This is a genomic window from Rahnella contaminans, assembly GCF_011065485.1.
Lineage (GTDB): Bacteria > Pseudomonadota > Gammaproteobacteria > Enterobacterales > Enterobacteriaceae > Rahnella > Rahnella contaminans.
Genome location: NZ_JAADJS010000009.1, coordinates 61,484 through 84,426, shown reverse-complemented (window position 1 = coordinate 84,426; position 22,943 = coordinate 61,484). Strand labels below are relative to the sequence as shown.

Sequence of the window (22,943 nt, the reverse complement as noted above, 5' to 3'; positions counted from 1 at the left end):
ACCGCCAACCTTGGCAGCGACCACATCATGCAGCTGCTGGAGGAACAACCGGAAGCCACTGACAGCGATTTGCAGGAAATGCTGCGCCCTATTCTGCGCGATCACTTCCAGCCCGCGCTGCTCTCCCGTTTCCAGACCCTGATTTACCGCCCGCTCGCGGCAGACGCGCTGCGCACCATTGTTGAGATGAAACTGGCGCAGGTCGCCAGACGCCTGAACAAACATTACGGCCTGCAAACCACCATCGAAGAAAGCCTCTACGACACGCTGGTCGCCGCCTGCCTGCTGCCGGACACCGGCGCGCGTAACATCGACAGCCTGCTCAACCAGCAGATCTTGCCGGTGCTGAGCCAGCAACTGCTGAGCCGCATGAGCGGGCAACAACGCACCACTTCACTGGCACTGGGCTGGGATGAAGAGGAAGGGATTACGCTGGAATTTAGTGAATGAATAGCGCTCTTATTAAAGGATAACAGCTATGGACAGTGCTAAAGATATAGCCAGAGAAATGCTGGATGCAATTAATATAAATAGTTCAGGTTTTTTGGAGGCAGCAACTAAAGGATTTATTTCTTTTCCTGTTGGGCTCGGTTATCTGGGTCGGGACTTTTTTGATACAGAGCACCGAAGAGAAAATCAGGATGATAAATACAGGTTGACCAGATTGATTAAAAAAACAACTTTGAATAAAGAAATCATTGAAATAGTTATTCAGCCCTTCATTGATGATTTCATTTCTCATATTGACATGAACAAACTGGCATCTTTTGCAAAAAACGTAGCAGGAACCCTATCTGGGAAATTTTTATTTTCACAAATCACCGGATATAGTATCGGAAAAGCGATTACATCTCAGGGGCTTGCATCATTTATTTCAGGAGGGGCCGTGGGTGCCCTTTTAGCTATTGGTGCGGAAGCTTCGAGAGCTATATACACATCAAGATATTTACGCGAGAAAAATCAGGCTATGTATACAAAACTGAATCGCATGGGAGACTTGGATCTTCTTTATTATCTCGTTGAAGATATTGTAAAACCTTACGAGAAAGCGTGCGAGATGGCTGAAACAGACCCCGGGAAATTTAATAAAGTTTGTGAATATTATTTTGGCGGCTTATGAGCATCAAAGATTTTTTCCTGATTATTGTTTCACGTTTTGTCGCCGGGGTAGGGATGATGATAGGTACTGCCAGCGTGGTTTATTCTGTCTGGTGCTTCTTTTTTTCTCACAAGCCTTACCATTTACTTTTTGGATGCGCAGGTATTCTGGTCTTTTTCATTGGCTATGGCCTTTATAAATTCGCACTTATTTACATTTATGACGAATGGGATCATTATCACTAGCCAATTATATTACCAGGAAAGCCCCCTGTTTTATTTAACAGGCCAAATTACACTCCCATTAATTACAAAAAAATGGACAGATAACTATCTGTTTCAGATCGAGTTCCAATATTGACTAGAGATCCCATGAGTATAAAAGAGTATTTACGTATTATTATTTCCACTCTTATGGCTGGAGCAGGAATGCTACTGGGACTAATTAGTCCAATTTTCTCCATCTGGAGCATATTTTTTTCCCCTAAGCCTTATCACTTCCTTTTGGGATGCGCGGGTATTATGGCCTTTTTTATTGGCTATGGTCTTTATAAATTCGCACTGACTTATATTTATGACGAGCGAGATCATTATCGCTAACCATTAATATCAACAAAAAAGCATAGCTACTTAATTTAATCTTATTATTTTCGGGGGTAGGTAAATATCCATCTGGGAAATATATCTGAAATGGCAGAGAAAGATAACACAACAGGTCAATACTTGAAATCATTGCGGAGTATTAATTTCTCAATACCCGGGTTCCCTGAAGGGCTGACATTTAGCAGATCCAGAAGAATAAAGGACGTTAATTTCCCAGCAGGAACTACCGTACGTTGCGTTATCAGTTCTTCTGAACCCATAAAAAATAATAAATAATGTCGCCACTCTTCTCCCAATCAAAGGATATAAATCGTTGCAACAAAACTCTACTTTCAAACTTGCCAATACCGTCAGTATTGAAACACTAATACAGCGACTATTACGTATGAACGATGCAAATGAGCATCCTTTTATATTGCAGAAGGATGGCAACGATATAGTTGCATCTTGGAACATTGTCGATGCTAAATGGTTGGAGTTTTTTGGCGCTGGAGGATTAAAAAAGCAATTCGAACTAAGGCTTATTTTTGATGATTTAAATAAAATTGTTAAATACAAAGAAAAATCTAGCGACCTCGAATGGGACGCCAGTATTAAAGCATTTAAGTTCAAGAAATCAGTTCAGTATGGCAAGCGCCTGGAGTTTGATATGGGAGCATCCTGGGGAATGAGGCAAAACGGAACTATTGGGAAAATATATGGCTATAAGTTTAATTCAACCGAAATAACTGATCCGGTTTTCGATGTCATAAAAGACTGCGGCTGGAATATTGATTTATCTGTTCTGGATAAAAAAATCTCTCGCAAAGCCATTCTTTGCGTCGTTATACCTCTAATAGTGGTTGCCTTTATTGCTCTTGGCGCTTTGCTGTTTACTTCTATGAGCGGTGTAAAAGATGCTGCCCGTGCGGAGGTTGATCTGCTTCGCAGCGGAAATGTCATCGAAGCCTATCAGCATAGTTCATCCGAATTACAGTCCAGAATCAGTAACTCAGACTTTCAGCAGATCATTCAATGGAACAACAGGCATCCCTTGTTTTAGACTACTGTTTCTTACGGGATTCAGGATATGTCATATGCCAAAATATTTGGGGAAATAACTTCTCGACTAAAGATGTTTATTACTCGGATGTCGATCTCTTGCGCATATATGAACGTGTTATAGGCTCTTTCCCTTCCCCGGAGGCTTTATGAAATTATTGCCATTGTTGCTGTTCCTACTATTGACAGGATGCCTCGGAGATAGGGTTCCATGGGATATTGCTGATGTAAAACAATCTGATGGCGCAGTATGTATTTATGTGCCAAACATCGGCAAAAACTTTGTTTATGAACGGGTGAAGATACAAAAATCGGGTGAGAAGGAAGAGTTCACTTCTGATTTTAAAGAAAAAACACAAGCGAAAAACACCTGTTTGCCTGCGGTGAATTATAAATTCATTTCTGAAAATGAATACAACGTTAGTTTTTCAGTTTTAGACATGAACAGCGGAGAAAGAAAAGTCTACGCTGCAAATTTCACAGATTAATAACCCTCTAATAATTCATTCACCGAAGGACATGCATTACAGGGAGGCATTTTCCTGTGCCGGGTAATGCAATGCAGAAGGAAGCATCATGAATCTTATTAATACATTAGCCGATGCAGCAAAATCACTTTCCGGAAGTTTGAACCGCTACCGTCTCGATGTTCAGGGTTGTGATGCCTATCTGGATGTAGAATCATTTAACGGACAGGAAAATGTAAGTTCCGGCTATCGCTACAAGATCGACTTCACGAGCAGTGACAAAGATATCAGTGTACAAACAGTGTTAAACCGCAGTACCACGCTCACAATGCAGACGGCCGGGGCTTTAATTCCGGGCATATCTGTACCTCAAGTACAAAAGGTCATTCATGGTGTAGTGACCCACTTTACCCGCCTGTCAGGCTCCGCTGACGAAGCGCATTACCAAATTACTCTTGAACCGTTCTTTACACTTTTAGGTAATCAGAAGCGTTCACATCGATTCTTCCTCAACAAATCAGTTCCGGAAGTGGTGGAACAGAATCCAGCAGAGTTTAATAAAATATGCGGGTATTTTTTGGTGGGTTTATGAATATAAAAATAATGGCAGTGGTCATTGCTTCATACTTTGCCTGCACCCTCGGCTCAACATTTGGCACTATAGGTGTGGCTATTTCTGTTTGGTACTTTATTGTTTTCGATAACGTAAACCGATTTTACTGGGAGGAGCAGGACTTCTGTTAGCTTGTATTGGTTATTGGATCTACCGCCTGTCGTAACAGGTGGGATGACTATTACTAGTCGCCTCTATTACTCAATGCTTATTCATTCTACAAATAAAATGTAATTCTAGAATGCAGGAAATAATAAAGAAAAAAGGATTTCAAAATGACTGGAACCACGCTTAACCGCTATACCCTGACTATTCCATCCTGCCCTCATCTTCTGGACGTAGAGAGTTTTGACGGGCTGGAGCAAATAAGTGAGCTTTATCATTACACGATTAAATTCACAACACTTCATCCTGACCTTACCCCGGAAATGTTACTGAATAAACCCGCCACCCTGAGCATGGGAATTGGTGATCTGTTCAGCCCGACCGAAGGGAAAGTGGTACACGGCGTGGTCACCAGCTTTCAGCGCCTTGCAGGATCCCGCGATCAGGTTCGGTATGAAATTATTGTTAAACCTTTCCTGGCACTTCTGGACAAACAGTTCCGCACCCACCGCTTCTTCGTCAATAAATCCGTGCAGGACGTCGTTGAACAGGTGCTTCAGGAACATGGCCTTAAAGGCTGGGAATATGAGTTTAACCTCAAGCAAACATATCCAAAGCGCGAGCAGATAAACCAGTATCAGGAAAGTGATCTGGCCTTTATCGAGCGCCTGCTTTCCGAAGTGGGGATTTTCTATTTCTTCAGCCTGCAACCTGATACGCAAACCGAAGTGATCCACTTCGCCGACAAGCAAAGCGCTTATGAGTTTGGTAAAACGCTGCCGCTTAACAGCCCGTCGGGCATGAGCGACAGCGGAGCAGAGTCGGTCTGGGGGCTGAACATACAGCAGAATGTAGTGCAGGCCAGCGTCACCGCCAAGGACTACAACTATCGCGAAGCGCAAAAAATACTGCAATCAGCTAAAGCTGATGCAACGCGTGGCGACGATGAAGGGATCAATTATGGAGACGTATATCACTATAAACCCCGCCATCTGGATACCGGCTCGAAGACCGATCCGGCCGCCGAAACCGGTAACTTCGTGGCGCAACTCGACCATGAGCGTTTTTTATCTCAGCAAACATTGATCACCGGCCGCAGCACGGGCTTCGCGCTACACCCCGCCCAGGTGCTCACCGTTATTGATACCACTATCCCGTCCACGTTGCCGGAACAATTGTCTCTGCCGATGGTGGTGATACGCACAGGATTTTTCGCCAGCCGCAAAGATGCGTTGGTAGTAACCCTCGCCGCTGTTCCCTACAGCGAAACTCTCTGCTGGCGTCCTGCCCTAAAGCCGCGCCCAAAAGTCAGCGGAACCATGATGGCTCGCGTCACCAGCGCGAAATCGAACGATATCTACGCCTGGCAGGATGCGTCCGGTTTATACCGTGTCAAATTCGATGCTGACCAGGATGATAAAGCACAGGGTCAGGAAAGCATGCCAGTCCGTCTTGCAAAACCTTATGGTGGCGATGTGTACGGTATTCACTTCCCGCTGATCCAGGGTACCGAAGTGGCGATCGCGTTTCATGACGGTGACCCCGACCGCCCTTATATCGCCCATGCCCTGCACGACTCGCGCCATGTCGATCATGTTACGGAAGCCAATAATACTCGCAACGTTATCCGTACCCCGGCAAATAACAAACTGCGGATGGAAGACAAGCGCGGCGAAGAACACATCAAACTCAGCACCGAGTACGGCGGCAAGACCCAGCTGAATTTGGGGCACAATGTGGATGCCGGGCGAGAAAAACGTGGTGAAGGTGCTGAACTTCGTACAGATAAATGGGTGACCATTCGCGGCGGAGCGGGCGTGTTTATTACTGCAGATCCGCAGTCATCTGCTAGCGGAATAATGCTGGAAATGTCAGCAGCTTTGAGCCAGTTACAACAGGCACAAAGTCTTGCCGAAGCATTAAGCAGTGCGGCAGAAACAGCGAAGGCAGAATTGGGCGATTTGCAAACACAGAAAGCCTTATTGAGTGATGCACTGACTGAACTAAAGAAATCAGCGCTTCTGTTGTCGGCTCCGGAGGGGATCGCACAGACCACGCCAAAATCGCTGCAATTGTCTGCGGGTGAAAACATCGTAGCAACGAGCGGCGGTAATACAGATTTCAGTGTAATGAAAAAACTGACAGTAGCAGCAGGAGAGCGCATTAGTCTCTACGCTCAGAAATTGGGTATAAAACTGTTTGCCAGCAAAGGTAAGGTGGAGATCAAGGCTCAGGGCGATGAAATGACACTTGATGCTCTGAAAGATATTCGTATCAGTAGCAGTGAAGGGAAAATCATAATCAGCGCCAAAAAGGAAATTATCCTAACCAGTGGCGGAGGCTACATCCGTATTGCCGACGGCACAGTGGAATGTGCTGCTCCGGACAAAATAATAGAGCGTGGTGCTGTCTGGCAGAAGTTTGGTGGAAAGAGTATCACTCAGGCTGCACAGGAGTGGGAAAGTGCTGATTTTGCTGTGACGCCGGAAGTCCGCTGGCCGCATGACAATTCACCTGTTGCCGGACAAGCGATCCGTTTAGTAAGCGGGGATGGCACTGAACAGACACTGACTACAGCTTCATCTGGGAGTGCACCACAGCAATCGGGTGTAAACGTGGATTCATTAAAAGCCTATTTACAGGATGAGGAGTAAGAGATGGGGGGTTCATCGAAAAATAATTTTGACTCCGACACGAGCACAGGAAGCGATTTTCAATATTACGGCTTAGAGATGGTTGAAAAGAGAAAGAATGCAAAAACCATCATCTATAAAACCCCTGACCGAGTAATACCGGTAGTTTTTTTGCCGGGCGTTATGGGAAGTAATTTAATGAATAAAGAGATAGATGGTGATTCGATTTGGAGGCTTGATAGTATTCCTAGCACATTTGTTTGGACTACTCGTGGGCCAGCTCAGCGGGGCAAACTGCTCGATCCTTCTAATACTTTTGTCGATCCTCGAGGTGAAGTCCAAGAAGAAAGTATGAAGGAAAGAAGATTATTTGGGTCAAGAAAAGACAGAGGGTGGGGTGAAGTCGGTTATATGAGCTATGGGGAATTTTTGCCGTGGCTTCAAAAAGTACTTAATGATAATGATGAGAAACAGGAAAATCAGCAAACAGGTAATGGGAAATTAACTGCGCGTGAAAAGCTCGAAAACTATAATCTCAATGCTGAAGTTGGTGAAACGAACCTCACCACTGATGAAGTAAATACAAGTTATAAATATCTTTTTCCTGTTCACGCAGCTGGATACAATTGGTTAGCTTCTAATGCAGAATCAGCAACGAATTTGAGTATTCGAATTAAAAAAATAATAAATGATTACAATAGCCGCGGAATGAAGTGTGAGAAAGTTATCTTGGTCACTCATTCCATGGGCGGACTTGTTGCACGACATTATTCAGAAATGTTAAAGGGCAATAATGGTGACAGTTTCGTTTTAGGAATTGTACATGGTGTAATGCCAGACTTGGGATCACCAATGGCATACAAACGAATGAAAATGGGTGAGGCTGGAACGACAGGGTTGGTGATTGGCGCCAATGGTGCGGAGATGACAGCTGTATTAGCAAATGCTCCTGGCCCCTTACAGTTACTACCTGGTGTTAGCTATGGTATGGGGTGGCTACATATTGAAGGAAAAAAAGAACTAGTACCTGAATCAAACCCTTATACTGAGATTTATACCAATCGTACTGCTTGGTGGGCACTTCGGGAGGAAAGATTTATTTCTTCTAACATTGATAATCCCAACCTTATTAATAATGAGTGGTTTTCTTATAAGGACATAATTAATTTTAAAGTAAAATCTTTTATTGAAGAACTTAGTGGTCATTATCATAAGAATACCTATGCTTTTTATGGAAATGATGGGGAAAAATATCCATCTTACGCAGAAGTGTTTTGGAAGGATATTTCCTCAGAAAAAAATTCTAGTTTAGATGATTCGAAGCTAGTCGATGAAGGGGTTATTTTCTATCCAGGAGATATCAATAATCAAACAACAAGATATATCGGTCTAATCACAAAAAATGATGGGAATGTTTATAAAAAATTTGAATTTATGCCACCTAAAGATCCCGGTGATGGCACGGTACCTTTATGTGCGGCCGTCATCCACTCATCCAATCTGAAGTCTCAAATTGGTTTAAGCATAGATCATGAAGGTGCATATAAAAAATTTGGTGACGTGATTGACTCACGATTATTCTCGCTAAGGTCAATCATTAAAATTGCATATGAAGTGAAAAAAACGAGTTTAGCTTATGTTTAATAAAAGAAACACTTCTATCATCCTTATATTAACTGTTTTAATTGCTTTTGTGCTGTGGAGAACTAATAACTCAAAGTCTTCGCTTAAAAAAATTGATTCATCACAGGAAATTGCCGTGGAAAACTTACTAAAGAATACGAAGACCCAATGCATTGGTCGTTATTTAATTGATATCCCTGCATCATTTAGAGTCAACCGAACACCAAGCTATTTTGTAAGTAACACATGGGATGCCGATATTTCTGGAGTCTACGAGTATAACAAGACCTATGTAGCGACACAAAGAATGTATTTTCCAGCATTTATTCAACTTATTCAACGCCGTGAAAAACAATTAAATGAAACCATCACTGTAAATTCTGAAAATATGCCTTTCAAGAAAAATAAATTTGTGTTGACTGATGGGTTGGAAGGCGTGATTTTTGAAAGAAATGAAAACGAGAGTACTGATGACGCCATTAGAGTATTGGAGGCTTATTTTTATAACAATGGTGTTGCAATTAAATTACAAACACAAAGCATTAATGACTCAGCTTCGCGCTATGAAACAGAGCGCGGAAGTGACCTACCAAGAAATAATGTACCCAGAGATATCGAGAAGATTAAGTCTCTTCTCGCCAGAATTAGTGGGCGAAACGAAAGTGAAATCCCAACTAAACCTGGTAACTGTATCCCTGACGCCTTTATCGCAGAAAATGGTATTGAAAAAGAAAATATTTCGATTAATTTGATTAGTGATGAAGTAAAAAACATAAACCTCATGATAAGTTCAGATAATTTCATTAGAGAAAAAAACGGAGTGCTTGATCGCGTCGATGAAATAGCTGAAATCATTAAGCAATCAAAAGGGCGTATTGAAAGAAAAGATTCATTCAAGCGCCATAATCTTTATGCTGAAGAGCTATTAGTGGTAGGTTTACAACAATCGAAGGATGAACCTCGTTACCAATTTGATCTGTACATAAATGAAACAACCACAAGTTATGAAAATCCAAACTTAATTCTGAGTTTAAGCAATGAAGGAAAGCCAGTACCAACTTATAACAAGGAAGAATTAATAGCCTTTTGGGATTCAATTACTCGCACTATCCGATTGCGTAAATAATAAAGAGTGAAGCATTCGCCTTACAATCAGGATGAAATCATCAGCTCCTGGGATGCTATCAGTCAGACATTGCGAGTTAGACCTAGTGTATTCTAATTTTTTAGCCGTGAATCAAAGATAGATTATTTTATTTTCTTGAAAATTACTTAACAAAATTCACATATCGCTATTAATCTTATTTAAAAACTGAATACTATTCGTGGCCATTACTTTGTTTGTTTTTTATCGGGTGTGCAAATCACTCCAACTCAATGATTTAAAAAAACATTATATTACTGGTATGAATCACACCTGTATCGATATTTATTGTTATAGGTTTTAATTTTGTATGGTGGTTAAAATAACTGGTTATGTTTAGGGCCGTCGGTGCTAATAAAGGGGAATTGAATGCTAGGAATCGTTTGTTTAGGTGATGCAACGACTCACGGAGGAAGGGTAGTTACTACCTCCTCTACGATGTTTATTAATGGAGTTCCGGTTGCTCTTGTAGGGGACATGGTCACCTGCCCTGTGCCAGGACATGGGATAAATAAAATTATTGAAGGGGCTCCAGCAGAAATGGAAGAAGGTGTATGTGTTGTTGTCGATAATTGTCTGTGTGCCTGTGGGTGTAAGGTTATCAGTTCTCACCCTGAAAACAGCGTAGAGTCATAATTATGGGCTGGCCTATTCCTGACATTCCTGAAAAATCAGTCATACCCGCACCACGTTATGTTTTTTGGAGCACCGTGCTGGCAATAATGGTGATAAGCGGTTCATTACTGGCTTTGTTTATTGGGCGGTTCAGCACATACGCACCGATACTGCTTTACGGTGTGTTACCTGCTTTTTTGTTGTGGCTTTGCATTATTGGTGTAGTACTTAATCGCCATGATCAATCTGGTGCGTCTGCATATTACTGGCATGAAGAAACAGAGATAACAAAAACGCAGTGGCAGCAATGGAGTCGGGAACAGCTTGCTGTCGTGGGGAATGTTTTACTGACCCCGGAGGCTGAAGGTGTCAACTCAGTTTTAGGGCCACTATCGAAAATCCCGATGTTTCCTCAAAAAGCACGACCACTATGGGGCGAGAAACAGAATTTATCATCACGGCTCAGTATGATTGATGCGCAACTGGAAAAGCAGGCCGATGGATACCGCCAACACTTATATACAGTTTATGTCCTATATTCCTCTGGATTACATCAGGAATCTATTCAATCATCAGTTTTCAAACAATGGCAGCTTATTCCTGAGTTTGTCGCCTCTGTTGATCAAATAAAAGAGCTGAGTTTTGATCATGAAGTTAAAGGTCTTGCCTTGATTTTATGCCTGCAGCACTGGCCTGAAAACAGACCACAGAAATTCAGCGAACTCAATTCTGCCCTATTAATTTGCTCTCCGAGGATTATTCGCGAGCATAAATATTCTCTTCTGGCCGGTTTAGGACGAATGATGCCATTGTCCCCGGATAATCTGCCTGACGATCTCGATATGCTTTTTGATTACAACACACTTAATGTCAATGATGTAGAGCATGTCTGGTTATCGGGTGATACTGAAAATACTTCAGTGGCTGTGTCAATATATGCTGAATCACACCAGTGGGTATTACCTAAAAAGAAACCTGTTCATTACATTGATCTCACTTTTGGCCCGCCGGGAGATCTGACCTTTGGACTGTCATTAAGCATGATGGTCCAAGCTGTAAGAACAACTTCCAGAAACCAACTTGTTATTTCCCAAAAGCCTCACTCTTCAGGCTGGCTATGTCTTATCACCAAGGAATTATTTTCATGAGTGACAAAAAAAAAGGAACGCCACCAGAAAACTACGGATTTTTTGGGTATTTTCTTTTTATTATTGGTCTTATTAGTATTGCTGCATTGTTATTGTTTATTTTTCAGGGGCAATTGAAACAGCATGGTGTTGAACCATCCTTTATCAGAAATATTCTGACTGCTATCTCTTCTGTTTTACTCGTTGGGATTTTGGTGATGAAATATTGGTGGCGGATCAAGCAAAGAGCCGATCATATTTTATTCAGGCCAAAGAAATGAATAGATGAACCGGTTAAAATCGCCACCATCTCAGACAGCAAAATAAATGTTGATATTAAATCATTCTTACGAAAGCATTACGGACGCTTCTGGTTCCGTAAAGTCCGTATTTTACTGCTCACTGGTAGTGCGGCTGATGTGGAGCTACTCACTCCCGGCCTGACGTCACAGTACTGGCAGGAAGACAGCGGCACCGTATTGCTGTGGGGCGGTGATTTAGGTGCACAGGCAGATTCAGCGTGGCTCAGCGCGTTGCGGAGTATCCGCCGCCGTCCGCTGGATGGCGTAGTCTGGGTGACATCTGCGCTGGCTCGAACTACAACTGTCGGTGTGCCTGAAAACAAAAATACGTTATCTGCGGATATGATGGACAGCGTTGCAAAAGCCTTCTCAGCCCGCTTCGAACTTCTGGGCTGGCGGTTGCCGCTGTACGTATGGTCACTGTATTCCAGCATAAAAGATCAGGAAGACCGCATCACGCAGCCCGTGGGTTGTTTGCTCCCTGCCGGATGCAAGCCCGATGAATTAAGCACTCAGCTTGCGGGGCTGATCCCTGTCCTGATTGAACAAGGTACGCAGCAGGTTGGCGCAAAAATCAGTCATTCCTTTTTATTGCAACTGGCAGACCAGTTAGCACATCTGCCGGAGTCAATCGCCGGGCCGCTGGCCGCACTGTTAAATCCGTACCGCCCTTCTCCGCTGACCGGTGTGATGTTCAGCCCTGCGTCAGTCGATGCGAAGCGTTCGGTGAAACACCATTGGGCGAAGGATAACCGCTGGGATTTGTTGATTGGCTCATTGCTTTCACTGCCTGCGGGTCTTGCCCCAAAAAAACTGGGATTTGCCTGGGGTAGATTGCTGGCGATAGTCACAACCGGCGCGATGGTGTTGTGGGGGGCAGGAATGGTGATGGCTTTTATGGTCAATCGCAACATCATCAATACCAGTGAATCACAAGTGAAACTGGCGGCAAATACACAGCAACCTCTTCCTGCACGCCTTCAGTCTCAGCTTGATTTACAACATACGCTGGACAGACTCCAGTTCCGCCAAATCAACGGTACGCCCTGGTATAACCGCTTTGGTATGAGCCAGAATGATACGTTACTGGCAGCACTCTGGCCGCACTACGGCGCAAGCGCTCTGCCTTTGCTGCGCGATGCCACCGCGCAGCATCTCTCGGCGCAGCTTGAGACCCTGACACAGCTTCCACCAAATTCCCCGCTGCGCGAAAAACTGATGCGCCCGGCTTATGACCAGTTGAAAATGTATCTGATGCTGGTACGCCCCGAAAAAATGGATGCCGCATGGTTTAGCAAAACGTTGCTGAGCGACTGGCCGCAACGTACCGGCGTACCGGATGGCGTCTGGCAAGGCAACGGGCCCGCCCTGCTCAATTTTTATGCCCGTAATCTTCCCCGACATCCCAACTGGCGTCTGACGCCCGATGAAAATTTGGTTAATCAGGCGCGCCCCCTTCTGATCCGCATGATGGGCGCGCGCAACAGCGAATCGTCGCTTTATCAGAAGATGCTGAGTCAGGTTGCGCATCAGTATGCCGACATGAGCCTGTCAGATATGACCGGCGATACCGATTCATCACGTATTTTCACCACCGAAGAAGTTGTGCCGGGTATGTTCACCCGCAAAGCCTGGGAAGAATCGGTAAAACCGGCAATTGAAAAAGTGGTCAGTGACCGCCGTGAAGAAATGGACTGGGTTCTGAGTGACAGCAAAACGGCTGTGCTGGAGCAGAACTCTCCGGAAGCTCTGCAGGCGCGGTTGAAAGAACGTTACTTCGCAGATTTCTCTTCCAGCTGGCTGGACTTCCTGAACAGTCTGCACTGGCAACCGGCGCAAACATTATCAGACGCTATCGATCAACTGACCCTGATGGCGGACGTGCGTCAGTCACCGCTGGTGGCGTTAATGAATACCCTGAGCATTCAGGGCAAAACCGGGCAAACCAATGAGGCGCTCTCAGACTCACTGGTGAAATCGGCCAAAAATCTGTTAAACCGCGATGAACAACCGGTTATCGATCAGCAGGCTGGTGCGCGTGGGCCACTTGATGCGACTTTCGGCCCGGTGATTGCCCTGACAGACAGTAAGTCAGGTGGGAATACCACTCTGAGTCTGCAAACTTTCCTGACCCGTGTCACGCAGGTTCGCCTTAAACTCCAGCAGGTCGTTAATGCCGCCGACCCGCAGGCTATGACGCAAACCCTCGCGCAGACCGTATTCCAGGGCAAAGCCGTGGATCTGACTGAAACACGTGATTACGGCAGTCTGGTGGCGGCAAGTCTGGGTCAGGAATGGAGTGGGTTCGGACAAACGATATTTGTTCAACCCATGGAACAGGCGTGGCAACAGGTTCTGGCACCGGCCGCTGAGAGCCTGAACGCACAATGGCAGACGGCGATTGTCAATGACTGGAACAGTGCATTTGGAAGTCGCTACCCGTTAAAAGATACCGGCAGTGAAGTCTCACTGCCGCTGATGGCACGCTACCTCAACAACGACAGCGGGCGCATTGCCCTCTTCCTGCAAACCCGCCTGAACGGTGTTCTGCATAAAGAAGGAAGTCATTGGGTTCCGGACAGCATCAATGCGCAGGGTCTGAGCTTCAGCCAGACATTCCTGGATGCCATGGATACGCTGAGCTCCCTGTCTGATGTGGTGTTCACCAACGGTGAAGCGGGTATGCACTTTGAGTTGCGTCCCGGCACAGCCAAAGATGTCATGCAAACGGATTTGGTTATCGATAACCAGAAGCTCAGTTATTACAACCAACTGCCCGTATGGAAACGCTTCACCTGGCCAAATGATACCGAAGCGCCGGGCGCCAGTCTGAGCTGGATCAGTACGCAGGCAGGGACACGCCAGTTTGCTGACCTGCCGGGTGCATGGGGGTTAATCCGCCTGCTCGATAAAGCGTCTGTTACGCCATATCAGGGTGTGAGCAGTAGTTTTAACATTACCTGGAAAGCACCCGATGGCAGGCCATTAAATTACACCTTGCGCACCGAAGCCGGAGAAGGCCCGCTGGCCTTGCTGAAACTGCGTAACTTCAAACTGCCTCCACAAATTTTTCAGGTAAAGGCGGTAGCGCTGGCACCGGCTGAAAAACCTTTTGATCCCGACGCAATCGCTGAGGAACAGTAATGGCCACATTAATCACATTGCAAAACGCTTGCTCTGCAAACCCGGAGTCACTGCTTGAGAAGGCACAACAACAGACCGCTCTTTGGGAAAACTGGCTTCAGCCGGTAACCACAGAAATGCCTGCTGGCGAAGACCCCGGCTACGATGATGACTTCCAGCAGATGCGTGAAGAGGTCAATAAACTCTCTGGCGCAGATACCACACTGACCTGTGAACTGGCCGAAAAACTGCTCACGTCGCACTGCAAAGATGTGCGCGTTGCCACTTACTACATCTGGGCACGCCTGCATCGCGACGGCGAAACCGGGCTGGCGGACGCACTCTCCCTGCTGGCCGGGCTGATTACCCGTTTTGGTGAAACCCTGCACCCGCAGCGCGCAAACAGCCGAAAAACGGCACTTGAATGGCTTTCGGGATCGCGCGTTCTGGATAGCTTGTCACTGTTCCCGGAGGTTAACAGCGCTGATTTTTCCCGCATCGTGGGCGCGCTGACACTCATCGAACAGAGGTTAAGCACCTGGGAAGAGTCTTCCAGACCGCAGTTGGGTGCACTATACGCTGCGCTGGAAAACCGTCTCGCGCAGTCCGGTGGCTTTGACGCCGTTGTCCCGCAAAACAGCACTTCGGCAAGCTATCCGACGGGAAACACGTCAGCAGACTCACCCACGCTTAAACCTGTCTCTTCCGGACGCGATTTACTTGAACAGGCCAAACTTCTGGCGAAATATCTGCGCGACCAGCCAGACGGCTGGCTCTCAGGCCATCACCTGATGAAAAGCATTCGTCTGGATACGTTACATGAATTGCCACCGCTGGCTGCCGATTCGCGCACCCGACTCGCTCCGCCAAAACCTGAAAACCGTGCGCTGCTCAAACGTCTTTATCTGCAACAAAGCTGGCTGGAGTTGTTAGAACAAGCCGACAGCCTTTTCTCACAGGGCGTGAACCATCTCTGGCTGGATTTACAGTGGTATAGCCATCAGGCGTTGCTGAAAGCCGGCGCGCCTTATGAACGCTGGACAGACATTATTCAACAGGACCTGAACGGCTTGTTAACCCGGCTACCGGGCCTCGAAGGGCTGGCTTTCAGCGACGGCACTCCATTCGCCGATGAAGTCACGCTGAACTGGATCCACCAGCAGGTGATGACCTCGTCTGAAAGCTGGAGTAACGAACCTTCAGCTTCTGCCAATGCAGCAGGTGATGACGACATTCTGCAACTGGAGCCGGAAGCACTGGCTCAGGCCGACAGCGATGGGATCGAAGCGGCACTGAACTGGCTGCAAAACCGCCCTGGCACCCGAACACCACGTCATCAATGGCTAATCCGCCTGTTGATGGCACGCGTCGCCGAACAGTACGGCAAGAACGATATGGCGCTGCATCTTCTCTGTGAACTGGATGGCAACGGAGCCCTGCTGACGCTGGCGCAATGGGAACCCGAACTGTTGTTTGAAGTGAAAGCCCGCCGTCTGAAACTGCTGCGCATGAAAGCCAGCCGCGCGGATACAGATAAACCTCGTTTACACGGTGAAATGGAAAGTTTACTCGCCGGACTTATCACCCTCGATCCGGCACGTGCTGCGGTGTTGTGCGGCTGATTAAAATTATATTTAAAGCATGAAATTCAATTTATGCCGGAAATACGTAACAGCGTCACATCCCTACCCGCCCTTGATGAAACAGGGAATTACAGTTATTCCATGGTGACTGGACGCTCAGAATCAAACCTGACGGCAATCTGCCATAAAATGCCCGACCGGCTCATACCGGTAATATTTATCCCCGGAGTGATGGGGACAAATTTAAAAAGCATTAGTGACAAGCCCAGACAAAACGGAGGGCTGTGGCGGCTGGATAATCCAGGTACTTTGGCCTGGTGGCTGAGCCGTGGTCCTGTAGTGAGGCGAAATCTCCTGTCGCCTTCGGTATCGGAAGTCGACGGTGGCGCCGTTATTGACCAGGAGAATGCCACCGATAACGCCCTCTTCCCATCCCGACGCGACAGGCACTGGGGGGAAGTGGCCTACATGAGTTATGGCAGCTTCCTCGTCTGGCTGCAGAATGCTTTAAATGATTTCGACCAATGTCAGGGGGGGGGAGCGGGACAGTTTGATTGATGCAGATTTAGAGGCAGTCTGGAACGAAATCCCGTTAACTAAAGATGATGTATCCCTGAGTTATAAATACCTTTATCCCGTTTACGCCTGTGGTTATAACTGGCTGGATTCAAACGTCGAATCAGCAACTAGGCTGGCTAAAAGAATCAAAGAAATCAAAAACACATATCTTGCGAAGGGAAATAAATGTGAAAAAGTGATCATCGTTACCCATTCGATGGGAGGACTGGTCGCACGTCACTATTCTGAGATCCTTAACGGTGCAGAGAATATTCTGGGTATTGTACATGGCGTTATGCCGTCGATAGGCGCGGCGGCTACTTACACACGAATGAAAGCCGGCACGGAGGGAAATGGCCTTGCTTCACATCTGGCGACCACTGTGATCGGACAAACGGGAACAGACAGCATTATGGAGGCTGTTGGCGCCAAAATTCTCGGTGAGAATGCGGCTGAAATGACAGCCGTTTTATCTCAGTCTCCGGGGCCACTACAGCTTCTTCCAGGAAAAGAATATGGCATGCACTGGTTAAAATTCCAGGCTGGAAATCAATTGTGCAGCAAGCCAGAAACGGATCCCTTTGATGATATTTATACCGTGAGGGGGAAGTGGTGGAGCATGTGTGAAGATCATTTAATTAACCCCAATAATGTTTCAAATAATAAAATTCAAATGGACAAGGATTGGGAGTCCTATTTTTTAATGCTGACAGAAAAAGTACAACCATTTATTGATGAACTAGCGGGAAAATTCCATAAAAATAGCTATGCATTTTACAGCAGAAGCGACAATTATTTGTCTTATGGAAATGTAATTTGGCGCGCAGTTTCGCCGATGGTTGAAGCAAAACAGCAGATGGATTCTTTGCTGGATGCACGCGGCGTTACACAGACTGATGTATCCAACACCCGTGACGCCGTTGGCGTAGCGACCTATACATCAGGTTCAGTTAATTTTCTGAGTACCTTCAAATTATCTCAACCTGAGGAACCGGGTGATGGCACTGTTCCCGTCCGTTCCGGAAACATCCCGCGTAACTATTTGCAGTCTTGTCTGGAGGTTGATGTGGGGCATGAACCCGCATACAAAGACAGCGACCGAGCAAGGGATTTTGTATTACGCGCCATAGTGAAAATAACCCGGGCGGTCAATGAAACCTCACTGGCATATAAATAATGAAAACCAAATTAGTGTTTATCGTAACAGGCATAGCAGTGCTGACTGGCGGTACCTTTTGCGGATGGCACAATAAAGAACCAGAACAGCAAAAAATAACCACGCTGAATGCGCAGGAGCAAAAAACAGTGAGCGAAATATTAACTAATAGAAAATCTTACTGTATAGGTAGTTATAGCATTGAACTCCCTGACGGAATGGCGCCCGATTCTACAACCAGGCCAGTCATTCGTTTCGATGATATTAATATCACCACTCAGCGTCTTTATCTCCCTTCTTTTGAACAGCGCATTCAGTTACGTGAAGATGAGCTCCGTAAAACAAAACCCGTCGATCCCATAAATGGCAGTTATCTAAAAGCTGTTTATTCATTAGAGAATAATGAAAAAGGCGTAGTATTCGAAAGAATGGAATCAGTTAGCGTTCCCGATTCCGCACGTATTCTTGAAACTCATTTATATAAAGACAGCGTCGCATTCACATTAGAGATGAAAGCGCGGAATGGTGAGAATGAGCGGTATGATAAATACAGGGACGAATACCCAAGACTATATATTAACAACGTCCCACAAAAACTAAATGAATTAAATAATATTATAAGCGGCATTGTTGATGCGAAAGATAATACTCCTTCCCGTTCCGGGGAATTATGCTTCCCTGGGTGGCGCATATTATCAAATAAAATAGAGCATAGAAATAACTTTATCGCCTTCTCACAAGTTTTCCCAGGCAATCCGGATCTTTACATAACACTTAAGTATGATAATTACATGAAAGCTCAAGAGAGCTTTGCTGATTTTAAATCCTATGATGAGTCTCTGATAGAAAAGAATGGCGGGGCTATTATTAAGAAGGGCTTTACCTTTGTTAACGGAATAAAAGCTGAAGAATGGTTATCTAAAGATATATTGCATAACGGAAATTACTTTTACGACTTTTACCTTGTTATTAATGGCAGAAAATCCTCTGAGAGTGAACCAAAACTCGTGGTCAATTTGTCGCTTGAGAACAAAAAAAATGCAAACCCACAAATGAGCGACGCTGAAATGTTCGCCATCTGGGATGAGATAATTAATACCGTTCAGAATCAGAAAACACCATAAATAATCTCACTGGCATACAAATAATGAAAAATAAATTATTGTTTGTCGTAACAAGCATTGCGGTGCAGACCGGTGGTGCCTTTTACGGATGGCACAATTAAAGAACCAGAACAGCAAACATTAAGCGCGCTGGATGCACAGGAGAAAAAATCAGTGAGTGAAATAGTAAATAAAAAAAAGCCTTACTGTATTGGTAACTATAGTATTGAACTCCCGGATGGAATGGTACCCAATCGTAAAACCGAACAAGTCATTCGTGTCGATGATATGAGTATTACCACCCAACGTCTTTACCTCCCTTCATTTGAATAGCGTATTTACTTACGTGAAAATGAGCTCCGTAAAAAAACGTCGATACCAGAGAGGGCAGTTATCTAAAAGCTGTCTACCCGTTAGCAGATGGTGAGAAAGGTGTCATATTCGAACGAATGGAGTCAGTTAGTATTCCTGATTCTGAGAGAGTGCTCGAGACTCATTTATATAAAGATAGCGTGGCATTTGTAATTGAAATAAATGCTAGAAATGAAACATCCGGGAAATATAATACTGAGGTAAAATAATATCCTGAATTGGGTGGAAACGATGCCCCTCAAAATAGCGATAGTTTAAATAGATTTATACAAAACATCAGTGGCAGGGAGGACAATCAACCACTATCAACTCTGGATATTTGTATGCCCATCGCCTCTATTTCCACGAATGGGCTGAAAGGAATGCAGCAAAACACCACCCTGACATTGGCCTCGAATAAGTACCCTCAATTGTCGGTGACTCTCGAATTCAGAAATCATAGCCCTGATGATCAGAGTTTACTGTCTTTCAGGCGCTATGCAGAACCCATTATTGAGAAAAGCGGGGGGCTATGTTATCAGGTCAGTACATCAATGGGCTGCCTGTACAGGAATGGCAAGCTAAATACTTTAAGCGGGGTGGTAAAGAGTATTTCGATTTTTACCTTCTCATTAATGATGAAGAAGCTTCAGAAACCAAACCTGTTCTTTTCGTTAATATTATGTGGAATAAAACCCGAAAGATGAAAAGCTCACAGATAATCAGGTTCTGGAGATATGGAATGAGATCATAAAAACCCTTCGATATCGTTAAGTTTATTCCGGTTATGGTTACTTCAAACCTCAGTTTGCTCACTAGAGAATGTGGCTCGTGACTTCTTCATCATGCCTTGGACCCGTACTGCCATTTATGAAACAGACAACACATTAAGGATAATGGGCATGTCAAATGCAAACACTACTTGCCACCTGCCCCAATGGGATGAAAACGGCAACGTATTCTGGGAAGGCGCTGCGCTTCAACCGACCGATAAAGATGTTAAAGCGATACTCCTCAAACCCCCGACGAAGGCGATACCGGTCATATTTCTCCCCGGTGTGATGGGGACAAACTTAATGTCTACTGAAAAATTTCATAAGGCAATATGGCGAGGTGATGATGATATCGAGACTTATTTTAGTTGGGTGAAAAAAGATGGAAAAGTACGCAGGGAATTACTAAATCCGGACAGCACAGACGTTGACGATCGCGGGAAAACCAACAAAAGCATTTATTCTCCTATCTCTGATGAAGGCCACCTGTTCCCGAGCCGTAAAGAGCGCAAGTGGGGTGAAGCGCTCTCTTTTTGTTACGGGGATTTTTTAACCGTTTTACAAGGCGCACTGTTGGATGATTGGCAGAGGGCTCTGATCAACGGATTACCGGGCCAGGAGGGGTGTGTAAAGGGAAGTGGCACACTCAGCCAGCTACTAGAAAAAAAGCTGGGTACTGAGGAACCCGCCGAGGCGGCTTTAACCCGCAGCGAAATTGATCATTTTGAGAAGTTTTTATTCCCGGTACACGTGTTTGGTTATAACTGGCTTGCGGATAATGCTGAATCCGCAAAAAAACTGGTTATCTATATTGATAAAGTAATCGATACCTATAAACACCTCCATGGGCATGGCGTGGCCGTGGAAAAGGTGGTTCTGGTGACACACTCAATGGGCGGGCTAATTGCCCGCTACGCTTCGCAGATATTAGGCGGGCAGGACAAAATATTGGGCATTGTGCACGGAGTGATTCCCGACCTCGGTTCCCCGGCTGCATATAGAAGAATGAAAATTGGGGCACGCCAGGAAGGGGCCGCGGGGATTGTATTAGGAAAATCTGCTACCGAACTAATGCCGGTCTTAGCCCGGGCACCTGCACCATTACAACTACTGCCATCAGCGAAATATATTGATGGAGCCCCCTGGTTAACGATTAAAGGGGGAGATGAAGATGGTAGTGATTTGATTTTGCCAAAAACAGGAGACCCGTTCAGTGAAATTTATCTCAATAAGACATTGTGGTGGCGGTTGTATGAGTCGGATATTATTGATAAAGATAGTGCAATCAGTGAAAATAACTGGTCTGAATATAGTGATCTTGTATCTACAACGGTACAGCCTTTTATTGAAGAGTTGGACAATACTTATCACTCGAATACTTATCTTTTTTACGGCAACGAAATTAAATCTGATAGATCTCTGACGTGGAATAAAACGTCAATAACCTATCCCAAAAATACCCATGAATACAATAAAAAGCTGCCAAATGATCATCGTGATATCCCTGGGAGTTTCCATAAATCTCAGATGTACCAACTTAAATCCTCAGAGACACCGGGCGATGGCACTGTCCCGGTAGAATCAGTAAGTGTTATTCGAAGTTACAATGGGATAAAAAGCGTACTTGCCACCAATGTTGGCCATCAGGAAGCTTATAACGTCGATAATATGGCGGACATTAAAAATCGGCCATCTTTGCAGTTTACGCTGCGGGCCATTGCAAAAATGGTGCAAGAGGTGCCTTCCACTTGATCACAAAGCTTAAATATAAACCGCAATTTTATGCATGTGCGATAGTGGTGGCAGGAATATTATTTACACAGACCGCACAGGCATCAATACTAAATAAAAAGGATAATTCGATGATAAATGCTCTGTTTACCAATATAAAAACCCAGTGCATCGGACGTTACTTGATTGATGTACCTGGATCATTTAATAACACACTTAAAGATATGATTTTTATTGATAGCTTCAGAATTGATAGCCAACTGTTATATAAGCCTGCGTTCCAGCAAAGAATTATGCTGAGGGAGAAGGCGCTGCTCGATGCTCCGGAAAATAAAAAAAGCAAATCTAAATACCCTGCATCTTTGAAGGAGGTGGTTCGGCTACCAGATGAACATGGGGTTATCTTTGATTATAGTAAATTGGGTACGCCAGATATATACAGAAAACTTGAAGCACATGTTTATTCAGGTATGACGGCATTTATTATTACCGCTAAAATTCGTGATTTTTCAGCCCCCAAAGACCACGAAAAAAAAGCTAAATATTTAAGATTGGGCTTCACAGAAGCTCAATCAAATACCAAACCCGCAATGTTATCGGAGATGAAATCTTTGATTTCAAGATTAAGTGGCCGTAAGGATGAGGAAATACCGACAGAAAAAGGAGTTTGTATTCCGAACGGTTTTATTAAGGACGATGGTGGACCTCACAAAGAAAAAATCTCATTTACCTATGAAGTAAATGATTTTTATTTTTCCATGGGTACAGATAATTCCTATGTCGGGTCAGACAGTACATTACTGAGCCGGCGTGTTGCCATTGAAGAGGAGCAGGCCGACGCACATTTTCATACCGTTAAATATGGTGAATTACACCCCAACGAGATCCCGGCTCAGGAATGGCTGAGTACCGGAATGCAGAAAAGTAACAGCATCGAAGGGACATTCCCCATTTATGACTTTACTTTAAATGCTAACGAAATGATTGCCAGCCCAACAAAACCCTGGATAGATGTGGGATTAGGTAATACCGATAAGCTGACCCAATACTCGGAATCTGAGATGGTGGAAATCTGGGACGGGCTGGTGAAAACGATACGCTACCGACCAAATGCTTTTTGATAAGCGCAGAAAATATGGCGGGTGCGGGATACTAATTTTGTGGTAGCTATTTATGAAATCCCATCTGGACACA

At 45.0% G+C, this 22,943-nt stretch carries 18 protein-coding genes and 4 pseudogenes; all 22 read left to right on the top strand.

Annotated elements, in window-relative coordinates; translation table 11 throughout:
* Positions 1–450 (top strand): annotated as a pseudogene (locus GW579_RS23320) (type VI secretion system ATPase TssH); the annotation flags it as partial.
* A gap of 28 nt (positions 451–478) precedes the next feature.
* Positions 479–1,120 (top strand): hypothetical protein, encoded by a 642-nt coding sequence (locus GW579_RS23315; RefSeq protein WP_165062144.1) that lies wholly within the window; start codon positions 479–481, stop codon positions 1,118–1,120.
* An 894-nt stretch (positions 1,121–2,014) separates the two neighbouring features.
* Positions 2,015–2,743 (top strand): hypothetical protein, encoded by a 729-nt coding sequence (locus tag GW579_RS23310; RefSeq protein ID WP_165062142.1) that lies wholly within the window; start codon positions 2,015–2,017, stop codon positions 2,741–2,743.
* 148 nt (positions 2,744–2,891) lie between these two features.
* The gene (locus GW579_RS23305) at positions 2,892–3,230 is read left to right on the top strand and encodes a putative T6SS immunity periplasmic lipoprotein (RefSeq protein ID WP_165062140.1); all 339 of its coding nucleotides are present in this window, start codon (positions 2,892–2,894) and stop codon (positions 3,228–3,230) included.
* Positions 3,231–3,318: 88 nt separating this feature from the next.
* The gene (locus GW579_RS23300) at positions 3,319–3,801 is read left to right on the top strand and encodes a contractile injection system protein, VgrG/Pvc8 family (protein ID WP_206739031.1); all 483 of its coding nucleotides are present in this window, start codon (positions 3,319–3,321) and stop codon (positions 3,799–3,801) included.
* Between the two features lie 296 nt (positions 3,802–4,097).
* Positions 4,098–6,581 carry a type VI secretion system Vgr family protein gene (locus GW579_RS23295; protein WP_165062138.1) on the top strand — a complete coding sequence of 828 codons (2,484 nt, stop codon included), beginning with the start codon at positions 4,098–4,100 and terminating at the stop codon, positions 6,579–6,581.
* Between the two features lie 3 nt (positions 6,582–6,584).
* The gene (locus GW579_RS23290) at positions 6,585–8,204 is read left to right on the top strand and encodes a lipase family alpha/beta hydrolase (RefSeq protein ID WP_165062136.1); all 1,620 of its coding nucleotides are present in this window, start codon (positions 6,585–6,587) and stop codon (positions 8,202–8,204) included.
* Positions 8,197–9,309 (top strand): T6SS immunity protein Tli4 family protein, encoded by a 1,113-nt coding sequence (locus GW579_RS23285; RefSeq protein WP_165062134.1) that lies wholly within the window; start codon positions 8,197–8,199, stop codon positions 9,307–9,309. The genes GW579_RS23290 and GW579_RS23285 overlap by 8 nt, the downstream gene beginning before the upstream one ends.
* A gap of 6 nt (positions 9,310–9,315) precedes the next feature.
* Positions 9,316–9,405, top strand: coding sequence for a T6SS immunity protein Tli4 family protein (locus tag GW579_RS24000; protein ID WP_165062132.1), 90 nt, complete (start codon positions 9,316–9,318; stop codon positions 9,403–9,405).
* Between the two features lie 291 nt (positions 9,406–9,696).
* Complete coding sequence (locus tag GW579_RS23275; protein ID WP_165062130.1) at positions 9,697–9,963, top strand: PAAR domain-containing protein; 267 nt, start codon at positions 9,697–9,699, stop codon at positions 9,961–9,963.
* 2 nt (positions 9,964–9,965) lie between these two features.
* Complete coding sequence (locus GW579_RS23270; RefSeq protein WP_165062128.1) at positions 9,966–11,090, top strand: hypothetical protein; 1,125 nt, start codon at positions 9,966–9,968, stop codon at positions 11,088–11,090.
* A complete protein-coding gene (locus GW579_RS23865; RefSeq protein WP_235937456.1) occupies positions 11,087–11,350 on the top strand; it encodes a hypothetical protein in 264 nt (87 codons plus the stop codon). The genes GW579_RS23270 and GW579_RS23865 overlap by 4 nt, the downstream gene beginning before the upstream one ends.
* A 66-nt stretch (positions 11,351–11,416) precedes the next feature.
* Positions 11,417–14,515, top strand: a pseudogene (locus GW579_RS23265) (ImcF-related family protein); the annotation flags it as partial.
* Positions 14,515–16,116 (top strand): type VI secretion system protein TssA, encoded by a 1,602-nt coding sequence (gene tssA, locus GW579_RS23260; RefSeq protein ID WP_165062126.1) that lies wholly within the window; start codon positions 14,515–14,517, stop codon positions 16,114–16,116. The pseudogene GW579_RS23265 and the gene tssA, both read left to right, overlap by 1 nt.
* Positions 16,117–16,149: 33 nt before the next feature.
* Positions 16,150–16,635 (top strand): hypothetical protein, encoded by a 486-nt coding sequence (locus tag GW579_RS23255; protein WP_165062114.1) that lies wholly within the window; start codon positions 16,150–16,152, stop codon positions 16,633–16,635.
* Entirely contained in the window at positions 16,589–17,812 is a 1,224-nt protein-coding gene (locus GW579_RS23250) for an esterase/lipase family protein (RefSeq protein WP_165062112.1), read from the top strand. Before GW579_RS23255 ends, GW579_RS23250 begins: the two co-directional genes overlap by 47 nt.
* Positions 17,812–18,915 (top strand): T6SS immunity protein Tli4 family protein, encoded by a 1,104-nt coding sequence (locus GW579_RS23245; RefSeq protein ID WP_165062110.1) that lies wholly within the window; start codon positions 17,812–17,814, stop codon positions 18,913–18,915. Before GW579_RS23250 ends, GW579_RS23245 begins: the two co-directional genes overlap by 1 nt.
* Before the next feature lie 72 nt (positions 18,916–18,987).
* Entirely contained in the window at positions 18,988–19,227 is a 240-nt protein-coding gene (locus tag GW579_RS23240) for a hypothetical protein (protein ID WP_165062108.1), read from the top strand.
* Positions 19,228–19,280: 53 nt separating this feature from the next.
* A pseudogene (locus GW579_RS23995) lies at positions 19,281–19,475 on the top strand (T6SS immunity protein Tli4 family protein); the annotation flags it as partial.
* A 475-nt stretch (positions 19,476–19,950) separates the two neighbouring features.
* Positions 19,951–20,019, top strand: a pseudogene (locus GW579_RS23990) (hypothetical protein); the annotation flags it as partial.
* A 128-nt stretch (positions 20,020–20,147) separates the two neighbouring features.
* Positions 20,148–21,770: a lipase family alpha/beta hydrolase gene (locus GW579_RS23230; RefSeq protein WP_235937455.1), complete on the top strand. Its 1,623-nt coding sequence runs from the start codon at positions 20,148–20,150 to the stop codon at positions 21,768–21,770.
* Positions 21,767–22,870, top strand: a complete 1,104-nt coding sequence (locus GW579_RS23225; RefSeq protein WP_235937454.1) for a T6SS immunity protein Tli4 family protein — start codon at positions 21,767–21,769, stop codon at positions 22,868–22,870. The genes GW579_RS23230 and GW579_RS23225 overlap by 4 nt, the downstream gene beginning before the upstream one ends.
* Positions 22,871–22,943 lie beyond the last annotated feature (73 nt).

Coding starts and splice junctions, on each gene's coding strand:
- GW579_RS23865 (WP_235937456.1), top strand. CDS start 11,087: ATGAGTGACAAAAAAAAAGGAACGCCACCAGAAAACTACGGATTTTTT.
- GW579_RS23295 (WP_165062138.1), top strand. CDS start 4,098: ATGACTGGAACCACGCTTAACCGCTATACCCTGACTATTCCATCCTGC.
- tssA (WP_165062126.1), top strand. CDS start 14,515: ATGGCCACATTAATCACATTGCAAAACGCTTGCTCTGCAAACCCGGAG.
- GW579_RS23290 (WP_165062136.1), top strand. CDS start 6,585: ATGGGGGGTTCATCGAAAAATAATTTTGACTCCGACACGAGCACAGGA.
- GW579_RS23275 (WP_165062130.1), top strand. CDS start 9,697: ATGCTAGGAATCGTTTGTTTAGGTGATGCAACGACTCACGGAGGAAGG.
- GW579_RS23300 (WP_206739031.1), top strand. CDS start 3,319: ATGAATCTTATTAATACATTAGCCGATGCAGCAAAATCACTTTCCGGA.
- GW579_RS23305 (WP_165062140.1), top strand. CDS start 2,892: ATGAAATTATTGCCATTGTTGCTGTTCCTACTATTGACAGGATGCCTC.
- GW579_RS23245 (WP_165062110.1), top strand. CDS start 17,812: ATGAAAACCAAATTAGTGTTTATCGTAACAGGCATAGCAGTGCTGACT.
- GW579_RS23230 (WP_235937455.1), top strand. CDS start 20,148: ATGTCAAATGCAAACACTACTTGCCACCTGCCCCAATGGGATGAAAAC.
- GW579_RS23255 (WP_165062114.1), top strand. CDS start 16,150: ATGCCGGAAATACGTAACAGCGTCACATCCCTACCCGCCCTTGATGAA.
- GW579_RS23285 (WP_165062134.1), top strand. CDS start 8,197: ATGTTTAATAAAAGAAACACTTCTATCATCCTTATATTAACTGTTTTA.
- GW579_RS23315 (WP_165062144.1), top strand. CDS start 479: ATGGACAGTGCTAAAGATATAGCCAGAGAAATGCTGGATGCAATTAAT.
- GW579_RS23250 (WP_165062112.1), top strand. CDS start 16,589: ATGATTTCGACCAATGTCAGGGGGGGGGAGCGGGACAGTTTGATTGAT.
- GW579_RS23270 (WP_165062128.1), top strand. CDS start 9,966: ATGGGCTGGCCTATTCCTGACATTCCTGAAAAATCAGTCATACCCGCA.